Source organism: Vibrio sp. 2033 (assembly GCF_033339735.1).
Genome location: NZ_JAWOVC010000015.1, coordinates 102458 through 116076 on the forward strand (window position 1 = coordinate 102458; position 13619 = coordinate 116076).

Below are 13619 nucleotides of genomic sequence, written 5' to 3' on the forward strand. Positions count from 1 at the left end.
CCCCTACTCGCTAGTTTCATGTTCAATTTGGATAGGTCTAACGAGTTGCCCAAGTGCATGAGGTTCGCTTTGTCTATAAATAGATTGTTTATACGTGAATTTTTTTAGTGCGCCTGACTCTGTGGCCGAATAAACCCATCCGAACACCATAAAGCCATTTTGTGCTGCAATCAGTGCAGTATTGGCAATGAATTCGCTAGAGATTTCTCCAATTATTAGGAACTGCATACCTGAAGAAGCGTACTGTGAGAGTAAACTATTGATATCACCTGAGAGGTTTGTGTGAACAAGATCTGTTAAGTAGATAGGAAATGAATCTTCATACGCTAGAAATGTATCTCCATTTTCTTCATTCAAATGCTCTCGTACGCTATTGATCATTCCACCAAGTGGATCTTGTTTAATACTCCCGAAGCTTAACTGAACAATTCCCTCTTGAATTTCAGGAGTGCTTGTCTGATTTGTCTCTATCTCAAACTCAGATGTGTACATCATGTCCAAAATTAGGGTATAGCCGCCAGGGATAGGGATTGAGTTTATTTTAATGCCGCATTCAAAGCTTTCATCAGTATGTTCTGATGTAAGCATTTCTATAACCGTGAAACCTGAATACGGGGTTTCATTTAAAGCTTTGGTAGGTATGCCGGATTCTTGCAAAAATAGCTTTAACCCCTGATACATACCTAGAGAAGTCCAATCAAAAGATTCAGTAACCATTTGATTTAGACAGACGACTCTATTGATAGAGCTATCTATAATATTGAAGTGGATCTTGTGTATCAGGTGCTTTTCCGCAAAAGAAAGAAATTCAATACACCCTTCGGCCTGATGTGGTAATTGGTCTTCATATAGCTTTTCATTAACTTTCGAGAATACACTGGAGTCTATCCTAGAAAGGTTACGAACAATCTCACTTTCAGGTGCTATGGCTATATAGTAGTTATTTGCCATGACTTGTTCTTGTATGGCGATCCCTGTACCGGGAGCCGATGATTCGGTGGCTGTTGTAGGTAATAAGCCAGCGCAATCAAGCCAAAAAACGATTTCGTTAGAGTGGTTTTTGCTACTAATATCGAGCTGTAGTTGATAGTAATCATTTTCGCTAGGCAAAAATATTATGGGTTTATTGTTTAGGTTCAGAACAATTGATTTACCATCAGTGCAATAGTCATAGAGGTCCTTATACTTGTAGGCTTCTTTGTTTATTTCTAGTTGATACAAGCCATTGAAGTAAGGTACTCCTGATTTCAAGATAGATAACTTTTCTTTACTCATATTTAGGTGAGGAAACTGAATGCATAGTTCTTCAAGCGTCATATTGTTAAGCAAACCTAAGTCAACGCTATCTTCAATGTATTGATCTAGTAAACCAATGTGCTTTGCGATTCCGAAGTGCGAAAGCTTGCTGGTCTCTTGATGGAATCCTAGAAGAAATTTAAAGTTTGTTGGTACGTTTTCACTTTCCATTAACTCAATAAAATTGCTCATCGTTAACCTCTTCCTAACCCAAGCATGTTGATGGTTGTGTTAATTGTATTTGTAATGTTTTCAACAGTTTTGTGCATGTTTTCCGCAGCTTTCTGGACAATCTTGCTAGTCTGCATACCTACTTCCTGAACGTTTTCTCCAGAAAGTAATTTAGTTGCAGTTTCAAGTGATTTTTTACATTGGGATAGCTTGTCTTGGCCTACGGCTTTGCCTAGTTGGTCAATCGCATTAGGACCAAGGTTGTCCAATCCCTTTTGAACTTTTGAAACACTTTTATTTAGGTCACTAGCTATCTTCTCGAAGTTTTTCTCAGCTTTTTTAAGTGTTGAAGCTGGTGCTCCTTCTGCAATCAGTCCTTTTAGGTCCAGGTAGGACTGTTGAAGATCTCTTGACCTATCAATGACACTGTTGATTTGTTTCAACCCTGGCTGTTCTCCTTTTAATTTGTTGTAGGAGTTTGTTAAGAAAGAAGGCCCACCTTGAGCTTTGGAGCCGTTATGGTTGAGGTTAAATAGGCCATAAGAGTTCCTATTTGTATTTATGTTTTGGTTGTACTGGTCGACCTTCTTGTTTTCTTTATTTTGTACACTATCCTGCTCCCTTCCGTTTTCCTTACTTGGTGGGGTAGTTTTTTTTCTATTATTTGGTTTCTCTTCATCCTGTTTAGGAACGTTTTCATTCTCAACATTACGTTCAATAGTTGCTGGTTGGTCTGGGGATGCAGTTTTTTGTTCTGGGGGTTCTTCTTTTGTTTTTATATGCTTTTCCTCAGCAGGTTCAGTATGCTTCAATACATGCTCTTCAGTTGAAGGTGATCCTTTTCCTACGGAGTGCTCAATAGCTGAATTTTTTAAGCTCGCAGCTACATTTGTAATACCACCAGCATCGATACCAGTACTTTCAATGTTAACGGTAGGTGAAAATGAATACCGTTTTATTGGTGTGTCAGGTGTTATTTCTGATATTGGAGTGAAGTTGATAGTTTCTGGTAAATTGGGAGCTACAGAAGAGGTGCTTAAGCTCTGTCCTTGGCTTGCGAATTCAAAGTCAGGTGTTTCAAGCCTAATAGACTCTAGCGGGATGCTGTTAATAAGGTCTGTTATTGAGTGTTTGTTATAGTCCATTTTCTGCTAACTCCGCTAAAATTTGAGTCTTAAGAGCAAGGTTGGCTTCTCTTGTAAGTAGTGATTCGTAGTAGGCCAAAAGGTATCTTGCTAATCGTGCTGATTGAATTGCATCCATCCGAGCAACACTTTCGCTGGTCGGCCTAGGAGACAGCCCATTAACTGTCTCTACAGGCATTCCTAAGGATTTCATATCGCTAAGCTCTTCCGTTCTGCCTTGCCATATATCTGACTGAATAGAGTTCATATCGCTCAATTGGGAGCGTTTTATATAACTCGATTTCATAGTGGCAATCGCTAAGTCACTTCGAAGGTATCTATTCAGTTTTCTAGTTAATCTGAGTTCATCGTCAGAACCTTTCATGTCTTTTGGGTGAGGGATCGTAGATTGATTTTGAGTTGTTAATAGACCAACTAACTGATCCATAGCTAAACGGTCTTCGTGCGATAACTCACTCAATACTGCTTGCCCAAAGGTGTCATTTAGAAGGATTGTGTATTCTTCGTGAAGGTTAGGTGCGCCAATAGGAGCTCTATGAGATATGCTGGACTTAAGGTTATCAAAGGTTTCTTCGGCTAGTTTTCCAGGAAGTACCTTCTCCCCCTCAATTACTAGTGAACTAGTTAGGCCATCATCATCAAAGAATAGACAGCCTTGTTCATCAAAATTAGCTACATACGCCCTCTCAACAAATTCACAAAGGCCTGGTGTAACTTCCATCTTTGATTGCATTAGCAAATTGTGCGTTTCAGAGTGACTACCTGATACAGTAGCTGTATGGAAAGCTTTGAGGTTGTCGTCGTTTTGGAATGATTTAATCGCGTTATTGATCTCGTTTGCCATTTCTTGAGACTTAGTCAGCGCTCTTTCAGCTGCTGTCATACCATCAGTGGCTGTTTGACTAGCTTTTTGACCTGTTTTGGCTGGATCTACAATCGTCCAAGCTAAGAATGCATGGCTTGTGTACGGAATGAATGCAACTATAGCCACCCCAATTGTAAAGAATTTCTTCATCTTTCCACCCCAATAGAAATGTCTAATGCTGGGTTAACCACTATTTCGTTATCTGGAATTAGATTGTGCTTGTAGGTTGTCTGGTTGATTATCTGGTTTTCAACACGATTACTTAGCATTGATTGCGTGTTAGGTACGGCCAAACCTGACGAAGGTTCGAAGAGATAGTCTGTTCTATCTAATAACAACGGAATCTGATGGGCATTCGGTGAATTGCTGCTACGATGGTGTTCAACAGATCGCTTAATAACACTATGTAGTTCATTCAGCTGTGCAACCCTTAGCCATGTCTTAAAGTTTTCACTAGGTTCGCTTTTATCAAGACGAATACCGTGCATCTCTATTATGGATAGAAGGGACTGTTGCTTTGGCTTGCTCCAATCAATTTCATGGGGGAGTTCGAGCGATGTTATATCCCCATCTTCATCAATAGAAACAATAGGCAGCTGGCAGTCAAACGTAGATGTTCCGTTAAGAGCATTAGCAGCCATGTAAGACGAAAGCATCAACTCATTCGTGTTCCAGTTAACTGCAAATTGAAGGTGTTGCTTTTCATTGATAGTTAGACCTAATGACCTACTAATTGAATCAAAAACATGGTCTTGTAGGCTATCTTCTAACCTCATGTTTGCCTCGTTGCGCGGGGGGTAATAGTTGTATAATATAAGACATTCATCAATTAAAAACAATGGTGTCAAATGGGTGACTATGAGGGAAATGCAGCCTGGATTGCTGCAGTTAGTGGGCGAGCAGACATAGAGCTATACTCTATCTTCAGCCTAGAAATTAAAGAAGTGTCGGAAGGTAGAATAGGACTTTCAAGGAGTATGTCTTCTATGATTGCTTATTCTATTGATTCAAAACACAACCACTATTTAGGTTGGCCACTAGGTGAAGTTTGGGATGCTGTAAAGAAAATTGAGTTTACCGGGTTCAAAGTAGAACCAACACCACTCTCTTTATCAAGTAGTCACGAATTGCAATTGCATTATGAAGTCGAAACGGAGGTGATTGTTTCTGAACGATCTCGCAGAGGGGTTCATAACATGACAAAGAGTGAGAATCGTCAACTTCATATGTGCCTACCTGTTACAGCAAGCGTTGGTAACAAGTTAGAATCTGCCTCTCTAATTACTCTAGTGCCATATGACGGTAATCATGAGTCTGACGATGCGGATGCAATAGTAGTAACTCCCATAGATTAGACTTTTATTATATTGAATAAAAATTTGGCCCAAGATGGGCCAAATAAAGTTTCAGGGTTTGGGATGATCTCTAAAGTTATTATCTAGTTACTAACTTTCCTTTCGTTTTAGTAGATCGAAAATTGTTCTATCACTTCTCATAACTCCGCGAATATAACCCCTTTCACTTGCTGGAGTGTCTTCGTCTCCCCAAACTAGGTAGGGAGTTCCACCTGCGAACATTAAATCGCCCAAAATCTTGAATTCCCTCATTTTAGTTTCACAACTCTTCGAAATGTTACTTGGAAAGTTTCTTAAGCTCTTAGTAGAAAAGAGTTCATTGTATGCGGCTTTATTATCATCAGAGCAGTATCCATTAAGCACTAACTCACCAAAGCTATTAAGGGGCTCTTGGTGAGTACGATATATATACTGATCGACTGTAAAGTTATTCTCGAATGGGTAATCAATAATCCGTTTTCTAGGATAAGGCATGTAACGTACCTTTACACCCTCAGCATTTAAAGAAGGAATTAGAGTATGTAGCTGTTTACATACTGGACAACTAAAATCGGTAGCAACTGTCAAAGTTCCCTTATAAGGGACATCTGCATCATTTTCATAAACAATAAAGCTATCATCATCTATTGCTGGAAGAAGCATCGGAGCGTATGTAGGTCCTAACTTTTGACGCATATGAGGCTCGATGTTCTTTAATTCATCCATGATTGTGTTAGATGTTTTTTCGGAGCTTACGCTTGGAATAGATGACTGAGTTACGGGTTGTTGTTTGCTAGAATCAGAACTTTCTTGATGCTCAAGCTGTTCTTGTTTCGCTTCCATGGCCAACTTTCTTTTGATTAACGCCTGAACTCCTGGAGATTTACGTAAAATCTCGTTTATCTTTTCTTCATGAGAGCTGTTTAAGTTGGTGTTATGTTCAGAAGGTTCAGCTGGAATTGGTTGAGGCTTGGGCTTGGTGTCGCTCAATTTGACTGAAGCTTTATGACTGCTATCTGTGAAAGCAACTATTGCCTTCTCTTTGGTGATTATTGACTGTATCTCATCCTTATGTGCGCCGAATATACGACCAAGGATGTTATCGCCATTGGACAGATCAATCATTTTCCCCTTAATTGCAAAGTTAACATCGCTATCAACAATGAATGTCCCTTTGTTTGTGAAGGCGGCATAAAGGTTAGTGTCTTCCATGATTTTAATTATTTTGTATGTGGTTACACTCATTTTTTCTTCAACGAGTTGTTCAATTGGCAAAGTACTCGAGCCACTTACATAAACCTCACTTGTTGGATTACTCTTTATAGGTGCTTTATCAGTTTTATACTCAGCAAAAGCGTAGAAACTGGCTAAGGCCATTAATGATAGTGCTAAACCTTTCTTTTTATGGAATTTGATCATGATTACCTACTCATCGTTAAATTATCAAACAAGGTGTTGGCCATGTTGTTAGTGATAGTTAGTTCCGTCCCATCTACTTTATGGTTTACTCGTTGGGTGATTGGATTTTGACGCATCTCTATATGTTCTAAGAGAGAAGGGAAAAGACGCTTAGTGATAGAAAACTGAAACTTTAGAGCTTCTTTGTTCAGTTGTGAGTTAATGTAAAAAGCTGAGCTAAGGGAACTACAAAGAGTTGGGCTGGTAGAAGGCTTATATAGGCCAAGTTCATTTAAGCTTTGTAAGATCTGGATATCTGGGGAGCTGCGTTTTAAACCAGGCTGAACTAGTTCTTCAGTTGACAAAATAGGTCCACCAGCATCAGCTAGATACGTCTTTTTATCGCTCAAGCCCAAAGCACTTTTTGTAAATTCAGTTACCATTTCTACTTCTGAATGTTTGCTGTACACGGAACGATGATCAACGACATAAATAGCTGAGTGGGCTTGGTTTCTTTCTGTTAATGCCGCAAATCTTTCCATGTCTATAGCTACACAAAGCTCGCTTAGGGTATCTTCTACGGAGTTCTCTGCACTTGGATACCAATAATTCTCGGTCACACGCCCGTATGAAAGCTTTCCAGATTGATATAAGTCTTGAAGATTATTTGCGATATCACAGACAGGCGTATCGTAGTGTATTGCTACGTTCTGGTAGATGTTTAAGGTTGATGGCGGTTTCGTTGGAACTTCAACTAATTCAGACTCGGCTGACTTTAGGGAAGTGTTGTAAGTTAGGGCTTTAACGGAACTTTCATCATCTAAGAATGTAGCTACATTAAGAGTAGGTGTATCCATTAAATGGCTTGCAACCATTAACTTATGAATACTCGTTGGTCCAATACCCTGATTAATACCATAATTGGCTACTTTAAGATTTAATAGTCGTTCTGTATGTGCTTGTGCTACAACGTCTAGGTTTATTGGCCTAACCTTACTCAGTGCTGTTTTTATGCCTAAAGGTGATAACTCACTCAGATCGGCTTTCACAAGTGAACGACCATATTGATTTGCTATGGTTTGCAATTGGTAGGCGATGTACTCTCCTTGTTCGTCAGCATCTGTCATAGCGATAACATTGTCTGAGCGTTGAATTTGAGTAGACAGATACTGGTATACGTCAGAGTTCCTTGGGGACCACTTTAGAGAAGGGTCTCCGACCTTAAAATCGAAAACTCTCCCCATAGTAAATCCGCAAGTAAACTCTTCTTGAATACCTAGTGCACCTAGAGCCAAGTTAACTTGCTTCGATTTAAGGCTGCTTTCAACAAGTATTAAATTCACATTACCACCCTTTTTTCACATCCCATTTTGGTTTGGTAGATTGGTTGGTATCTCTTGATGAACTAGGAAGGTTTTGTTCAGATTGAGGGTAAACGGCTTGTCTGCTTGTACCGTTTCTACAAGGTATTAAGTTACCTTCAGAGTCAAAGAAACTGTCTAACTCTGAGCATATTGGCAAAGTTGGGTCTTTCTCAGGGTCATAAGGTTCTGGGTCTGGTTCAGTTACCTCTCCTTCATCATCCTTACAGTATGTAATTCCATTTTGTGTATAACATTCTCTGTCTCCATGATCAGGGTCTTCTATGTCTATAATGTCACCGCCACCATTCCCATCAGACGCACATTCGTACGAAACCAGTTTTCCCTTGTCGTCATAGACAGGGCAAAATTTACTTTGCATCTCAATTTGATCATCGAAGATGCCTTCCATCAAATTATCTAGGTCGAGGTCTACACTATCTGGAATCGCATCAAGTACAGGGCCAAGTGCGTCGTCAATGCCTTGCTGCCCAATATCCTGAATGGTATCGCATAGAGCTCCTTGTAAACCATCGAGGCTAAACGAAGGTAGACCTGGCAAACTAAAAGAGAAATCACACCCTTGAGTCGGGTCTATATAAGCAAATGGGTTTCCCATCTTAGGATTGCTTGTATCTACGTCACATATACCAGCTGAAGGTGCTGGCAATGAGACTTTTTGTCGACATACCCTTGCTGCTTCACTCTTAAAGGGAGTGACAGTTGCAATGACTGAAGCTAGAAGTGCAAAACGAATAATTTTATTATTATCCATCCTTAGTATTCTCCTGAATTAATCTTTTGTGAGTTGCCAGTGCCAATCGAGTTGCATCCTCACTCATATATTGCTTGTCGAATTCGATTAGAAAGTTGAAGAGGTTTAATCTTGTGTGAAGAATTTTGGCAAACTTATACCGGTTTCGGTTTTCTATACTTTGACTCGCTAGAGTTTGGTTCGCGTGGATAGAGACAATGTAATTCCATTTGTGATCGTTTTGACTAAAAGCCCCCAGCCAACCAAAAGCAGCTAAAGACGTTTTTAGCGGTAAGCACCCCAAAATTACGAGTAACCGATCGGCTTGCTCTTGCACATCCTGATTCAATGGGAAATTTGCTAATTGAGGTAGGTTTTCAGCAATGCGATTAAGTTCTCTTAATGATGGAGACTGATCCTCAACAACCCAGCTTTCTCTGGCCTCAAAGGATGAAATGCTGCTCATTACTTTTGGCTCAACCTCTTGCCAGTATTCATCTATCCATTTTTTATCGAACGTTAGTCTAATCATAGGTGACTTTTGGGTTTTGCTGATGTTGTTTTTTATTGTAATATGACATTAGTTTCGAGTCTATTAGAGGTTGAAATGAAATTCAATAACTCAATTATCGGCCCATTGGTCGACCCACAAATGCATATCTTAAGAAACCACCCTGCCTCGAATCGCGAGGTTGGACTAAACGATGCAAAGTTCGAACATATGTGTCTGCAAATTGGTGTTTCAGAATACGCATTGAATACGGATAGGGCGTTGAAGACTGGTCATTCTATTGAACATACACAAGTGCCTGAACTCGACTTCTCCGAACTATTCAACGAAGCAACTCCATCCAAACCATCAAATGATGGAAACTCACCGTCTCAACCAACTCAAGACCTATCATTTGATATTGGTGGGTTTGATTTATAGAGAGCACGCTAATGTTTAAGAAAACGTTATTAAGTTTATCCCTGGCGGTCTTATTGCCAGGGACAGCAAACGCCGTAATCTGTACAGACCCAACAGGCTTAGGTCAGATAATCAGCCAAAGTGCTCAAGATGCGATGTTATGGGCTGAAGAAAAGGGTTTAAAGATTTCTGAAATGACAATGACAGAACTAATGGAGGAATGGAAAGCATCTCAAGATACGATGCGCGAACTCGCATCAACACAGGCCATTTCTAACAGTGTTTCGGAAACTTCTAACCTTGAGCTTCAAGCAAAGATGGAACCCTCACCATTGATGTGTGATGGCATAGCAGCGGTGTCTGCACTTTATGAAGCTACAGATGACTTTTATTGCGAAGCCCAGACAAATAGCCTTGATTTTGCTGTGCAGCTTTCAGATGAAATTGATTGTGAAGGAGATAGATGTGAAACAGGGCTGCAATCATTAGCAGATGAGTCTGTATCACTTTTAGAGGGCGTTACGCATGGAGATACTGTTGAACTCGATTTATTAAATATAAAAGGTGTTTTACCCGGCATGGGTGAAGGTGGCTACTCCAAATCAACTGATGAGAAAGAGCGCACTGACACCATGCTTAAAGTACTTTTTAGCTCCGGTGAAATAAATAAAATGCCCCGCGGTGAGAATAACCAAGTTATCAATGAAAACTCGGGTGCAGATGCAAAGATGGCTTACAACCGATGGCTTAAACGTCATCTAAGAACTACAGCTGGATTTAATACAGCTCTTAGAGTTAACGGGCTCACCAACCCTCGTGATGAAAATGGGCGCCCTATTCAATCTATTCTTGAGCAAATAAAGGCTGATATTGATTTCTATAACTCTCCTGAGCAAATAAAGCTCTACGGAAATGGTGGTGACAAGTCTTGTTATTCACGCAAAGCCGCAATGGTAAATACCCAGCGTGAAATGGATGATTGGTTAAACACACCAGCTGGTCAAGCTTGCAAGGCTAATTTTACCACTGTGGAACAAGTCCAAAGAATGAACGCTCAAATTGATGCAAGGGTCCTTGCTCTGCTGGGTCATATACTGGATTCCCAGTTATCAAGCGAATTCAATTTAGGCTTACAAACTCAACTGCTAAATGAAATAGCTGGAAATGCAAGGAAATACTAATTATGGCTGTAGAGGTCACTGACGTTCTAGAGCGGTTTCTGACGCATGAATTTGTCATTTTAGTTGATGGAATAATCCTAGTAGCTCAGGGGCTGGGTTTATATCTATTTGTCCAGGGTGTCTATTTATGGCTTGCCCTCATGAGGACAAGAACGTCGTCCCCCATGGTTAGCCAAATGTATGGAAGTCCTCCCTCACCTAAATTGATAATGGCAGTTTTTATAGCTTCAGCATTTATGTGGAAATTTGGAGAAGGAATAGCTGCTTGGGGGAGTCTATTTTGGCATGGTTCAGGATTAGATTTTAGCACTCCCTATTCTGCGGCAATGTTTGATGACATAAGTCAGCGAGCTACTAACCTAGTCAATGTTTCTACCGTAGGAACGGGGATGCAAACTCGTTCTATTGCTATACGAGCTTGTTTTGCGGTCATGTCTATTTACGGAGTTATATCTTACTTCAGAGGTGTGATGGGAATAACTCTCTTAGCCAATCCACAGATGTCAGGACAAATTAAGTTTAGTCATATTGTTGTTCATATGGGGTTCGGAATTTTCCTTGTGTACATCGATTTCTTCTATCAATCACTGAGCAACACTATCACAGCTGCAACCATGAACTGAGGTCCCCTATGGCAACTTGTGCAGATTTTACTCTTACTTGTATAGAGGCTCATGTTCAGACAGGGTCGACAACAAACTTTTTAGCAATTTTATTCGGTGGTTGGGTACATCACCTTTTTGGTAATCAGAGTGTAGAAGCGACATTGACGCCTTTAATGGTCATGTTGGGGGGGCTCAATTTCTTAGCCCTACTCTATGGATCAATAAATGTCATATATAACTCTGGTCACATCATGATGAATGCTGCTGCTACAGGTCATGTCTTTGGGAAAATGTCACCATACGTTCCATTAAGAATTGCAATAGCGTTGGGGTCATTGGCGCCTATGATTCATGCTGCTGGTTCCTTTGTATCGGTAGGACAAGCTTCTGGGATGTATGTAATCGTCCATGGTGCGGGAGCAGCTGATGTATTCTGGAAAGCTGGAGTAAATGATTATGTGAATCATACTGGAGCGCAAATAGCGTCTACGAATGTAGGTGAAGTGTTCTCAGTTGGAGAAACTATGGTTTCTATGCTTTCTTGTGCTGAGTTGTTTGAAAGCTCAAATGATAGAAAATTCACTTTAAAATCGATTAATTCAAATGGGACATCTAGCATATTCCCAACCGACTCATTTCCATCATTTTCACGAATCAGCTCAATGTACCCTAATTCAAGCGGGTCTTCTTCTTCTCTTAATTATGTCGATGAGCCTATAGGAAAGAATGGGGCTGAAAATACTGGCGCTATTTTAGAATTTCGTGGAGGAGCCTGTGGTTCAATCAGGTTTGATTTCGCCCGTAAACCTACTGCTAGCTCATCAGTGGAGCAAAAGCTTGCATATTACTCGAACTACTACGGTACAGAGGCTACGTTCACTTTCATGTCAGAATTACACACGCTTGTATCGAGTATGTTATCGCGGCTGAAGAACGCAGATTTATCAAAATATGTAACGGCAATGCGAAGAAGTGATGACTCTTATTATCGTGAATATTTACTCAATGAATTAGGCTCTAAAGAGTTAGCTGAAAACCTATTCAAAGCGCACGTTGATTTAGCAATGTGTAAGTCTAAAGTTGTAGAGCGCGGTTATATGGGGGAGTTATCTCAGTCTTGGCAGGGTCAATATGAAGCAAGTCGTTGCGGTAGTTCTAAAGCGAATATCAGCATATCAGGCTCATCCTCGCTGGTCGAAGAATTAACAGAAGGGGGCTGGATGATGGCTCCTCTAGCGTTTAGCCGTATGAATGGAATGATGCAATTAGCTTCATCTGGAGTAGGTTTTTCATTAGACAATGTAATGAGTACAAATATACCGGAAAGAACCAGTTTCTGCCGTTCTGTATTCTCATGGATTCCAAGTATAAACCTTTTCGATTCATCTCTTGATGATGAAATAGATGAAGCAAACGAATGTAAGACGTATTGGCTGGCAAGCAATTTTCCAAAGTTCACTTGGGACTTAACTGAACAACTTGCAATGAGTGGAGACATAAAATCAGATTGGCCTGAGGCGCAGAAGTTGAATAACTGGTCCGCACTAATGGCCGTTCACTCGACAAATGAAAACGCAAAAGCAGCGGCGACTGGCAACGAGTCTGCAATAGTATCTGTTGCTTCCGGAATATTAAGCTCAGCTCTAAGCCTTGGTAATTATAATGGTAATCTGGCATCTGCAATAGAAACGCCAGGGATGAGCGGCATTGACTATGATGGAGCTCTATTCGACGTTACAGGGTCTACAAATGCTTTGGCGTTATTATCTACGTTAGGTGAAGCGCTTAAGAACATTTGGTACATCGTTGTATTGGCAACTGAAGGCGCAGATGTCATCAAAGGTGCCCTCGAGAGTTCTGCTTTGTCAGCTCCATTCGCTATACCTTTGGCCTTCTTCGTTAAAACAGTCGCTCCACTGGTTGTATCTAGCCTTATCGGTGCTTTTATTCTAGGTAATGTATTGCCAATGGTGCCAATAATTACATTCCTATTTGTTGTTACCGCTTTTTTCATCATTTGTGCCGAAGCTCTGGCAGGCATTGCCCTGGGCAGTGCTTTATTAGCCTCTGCTGCAGGTGAAGGGCTAATGGCTGTTCATGGTCTAAGAATGGCAGCTCTCTACGGAGCCATATTCCTGAGGCCGACTCTTCATGTAATTGGATTAATGCTTGGTTTTGCAATGTGTAACCTCAGCTTAGCTTTCCTTAATAGCGTTTGGTGGAAGTCCATTGGAGTTAACCTACCCTCCTCTTGGGATCTTTTTGATTTAGTGATGCTTACAGGAGGATATCCAATCGTTCTATTTGGTTTACTTGTTTATTGTCTAAAAGCTCCGAACTTATTTGCCAACAATTTAATGTCTTGGGTTGCTACAGATGCTATTGGTCAATTTGGTGATTCTGATCAGTACCTATCAGCAACGAATGGTACCTTCAACAAAATGTCTGATGCTTTTAATGGTTCACTTCAAAAACAACAACCTCAACAGGATCAGCAAGGCAATGGTAATAATGGCAGTGGTAATAACGGAAATGGAAACACAGGAAATGGTGAAAAGTCTGAACGACCACCAAGTGCAAGCAAATAGGACTATGTAAT

The 13619-nt window shown here is 40.5% G+C and carries 13 protein-coding genes; 5 read left to right on the forward strand and 8 right to left on the reverse strand.

What is annotated here, in order from left to right:
• Positions 1 to 3: 3 nt before the first annotated feature.
• From R7P74_RS18070 to R7P74_RS18085, 4 genes are read right to left on the reverse strand one after another with little or no spacing between them, the layout of a single operon-like run.
• Complete coding sequence (locus R7P74_RS18070) at positions 4 to 1488, reverse strand: hypothetical protein (protein ID WP_025634158.1); 1485 nt, start codon at positions 1486 to 1488, stop codon at positions 4 to 6.
• A 2-nt stretch (positions 1489 to 1490) separates the two neighbouring features.
• A complete protein-coding gene (locus R7P74_RS18075) occupies positions 1491 to 2612 on the reverse strand; it encodes a hypothetical protein (RefSeq protein ID WP_025634156.1) in 1122 nt (373 codons plus the stop codon).
• Positions 2602 to 3627, reverse strand: a complete 1026-nt coding sequence (locus R7P74_RS18080; protein WP_025634155.1) for a hypothetical protein — start codon at positions 3625 to 3627, stop codon at positions 2602 to 2604. Before R7P74_RS18080 ends, R7P74_RS18075 begins: the two co-directional genes overlap by 11 nt.
• Complete coding sequence (locus tag R7P74_RS18085; protein WP_025634154.1) at positions 3624 to 4253, reverse strand: hypothetical protein; 630 nt, start codon at positions 4251 to 4253, stop codon at positions 3624 to 3626. Before R7P74_RS18085 ends, R7P74_RS18080 begins: the two co-directional genes overlap by 4 nt.
• A gap of 72 nt (positions 4254 to 4325) precedes the next feature.
• Here R7P74_RS18085 and R7P74_RS18090 point away from each other — a divergent pair, with 72 nt between their 5' ends.
• On the forward strand, positions 4326 to 4832 hold the full coding sequence (locus R7P74_RS18090) for a hypothetical protein (RefSeq protein WP_025634152.1): 507 nt from the start codon (positions 4326 to 4328) through the stop codon (positions 4830 to 4832).
• Between the two features lie 90 nt (positions 4833 to 4922).
• Here the strand turns inward: R7P74_RS18090 and R7P74_RS18095 are convergent, their stop codons facing one another.
• The 4 genes from R7P74_RS18095 to R7P74_RS18110 are packed head-to-tail and all read right to left on the reverse strand — an operon-like array spanning position 4923 to position 8856.
• Positions 4923 to 6230: a hypothetical protein gene (locus tag R7P74_RS18095; RefSeq protein ID WP_025634150.1), complete on the reverse strand. Its 1308-nt coding sequence runs from the start codon at positions 6228 to 6230 to the stop codon at positions 4923 to 4925.
• Between the two features lie 2 nt (positions 6231 to 6232).
• On the reverse strand, positions 6233 to 7552 hold the full coding sequence (locus R7P74_RS18100) for a toprim domain-containing protein (protein ID WP_025634149.1): 1320 nt from the start codon (positions 7550 to 7552) through the stop codon (positions 6233 to 6235).
• A 1-nt stretch (position 7553) separates the two neighbouring features.
• Entirely contained in the window at positions 7554 to 8345 is a 792-nt protein-coding gene (locus tag R7P74_RS18105; RefSeq protein WP_025634147.1) for a hypothetical protein, read from the reverse strand.
• Positions 8338 to 8856, reverse strand: a complete 519-nt coding sequence (locus tag R7P74_RS18110; RefSeq protein ID WP_025634146.1) for a type IVB secretion system protein IcmW — start codon at positions 8854 to 8856, stop codon at positions 8338 to 8340. Before R7P74_RS18110 ends, R7P74_RS18105 begins: the two co-directional genes overlap by 8 nt.
• Before the next feature lie 75 nt (positions 8857 to 8931).
• On the opposite strand from R7P74_RS18110, the gene R7P74_RS18115 reads away from it, so the two are divergent.
• The 4 genes from R7P74_RS18115 to R7P74_RS18130 are packed head-to-tail and all read left to right on the forward strand — an operon-like array spanning position 8932 to position 13608.
• Positions 8932 to 9255, forward strand: coding sequence for a hypothetical protein (locus tag R7P74_RS18115; RefSeq protein ID WP_025634145.1), 324 nt, complete (start codon positions 8932 to 8934; stop codon positions 9253 to 9255).
• 11 nt (positions 9256 to 9266) lie between these two features.
• A complete protein-coding gene (locus tag R7P74_RS18120) occupies positions 9267 to 10415 on the forward strand; it encodes a hypothetical protein (RefSeq protein ID WP_025634143.1) in 1149 nt (382 codons plus the stop codon).
• Positions 10416 to 10417: 2 nt separating this feature from the next.
• Entirely contained in the window at positions 10418 to 11038 is a 621-nt protein-coding gene (locus R7P74_RS18125) for a hypothetical protein (protein WP_025634142.1), read from the forward strand.
• An 8-nt stretch (positions 11039 to 11046) separates the two neighbouring features.
• Positions 11047 to 13608 (forward strand): DotA/TraY family protein, encoded by a 2562-nt coding sequence (locus R7P74_RS18130; protein WP_025634141.1) that lies wholly within the window; start codon positions 11047 to 11049, stop codon positions 13606 to 13608.
• Positions 13609 to 13619 lie beyond the last annotated feature (11 nt).

What these genes read in the sequence shown, in the direction of transcription:
- R7P74_RS18070 (WP_025634158.1), bottom strand. Translation starts at nt 1,488, where the DNA reads ATGAGCAATTTTATTGAGTTAATGGAAAGTGAAAACGTACCAACAAAC.
- R7P74_RS18075 (WP_025634156.1), bottom strand. Translation starts at nt 2,612, where the DNA reads ATGGACTATAACAAACACTCAATAACAGACCTTATTAACAGCATCCCG.
- R7P74_RS18080 (WP_025634155.1), bottom strand. Translation starts at nt 3,627, where the DNA reads ATGAAGAAATTCTTTACAATTGGGGTGGCTATAGTTGCATTCATTCCG.
- R7P74_RS18085 (WP_025634154.1), bottom strand. Translation starts at nt 4,253, where the DNA reads ATGAGGTTAGAAGATAGCCTACAAGACCATGTTTTTGATTCAATTAGT.
- R7P74_RS18090 (WP_025634152.1), top strand. Translation starts at nt 4,326, where the DNA reads ATGGGTGACTATGAGGGAAATGCAGCCTGGATTGCTGCAGTTAGTGGG.
- R7P74_RS18095 (WP_025634150.1), bottom strand. Translation starts at nt 6,230, where the DNA reads ATGATCAAATTCCATAAAAAGAAAGGTTTAGCACTATCATTAATGGCC.
- R7P74_RS18105 (WP_025634147.1), bottom strand. Translation starts at nt 8,345, where the DNA reads ATGGATAATAATAAAATTATTCGTTTTGCACTTCTAGCTTCAGTCATT.
- R7P74_RS18110 (WP_025634146.1), bottom strand. Translation starts at nt 8,856, where the DNA reads ATGATTAGACTAACGTTCGATAAAAAATGGATAGATGAATACTGGCAA.
- R7P74_RS18115 (WP_025634145.1), top strand. Translation starts at nt 8,932, where the DNA reads ATGAAATTCAATAACTCAATTATCGGCCCATTGGTCGACCCACAAATG.
- R7P74_RS18120 (WP_025634143.1), top strand. Translation starts at nt 9,267, where the DNA reads ATGTTTAAGAAAACGTTATTAAGTTTATCCCTGGCGGTCTTATTGCCA.
- R7P74_RS18125 (WP_025634142.1), top strand. Translation starts at nt 10,418, where the DNA reads ATGGCTGTAGAGGTCACTGACGTTCTAGAGCGGTTTCTGACGCATGAA.
- R7P74_RS18130 (WP_025634141.1), top strand. Translation starts at nt 11,047, where the DNA reads ATGGCAACTTGTGCAGATTTTACTCTTACTTGTATAGAGGCTCATGTT.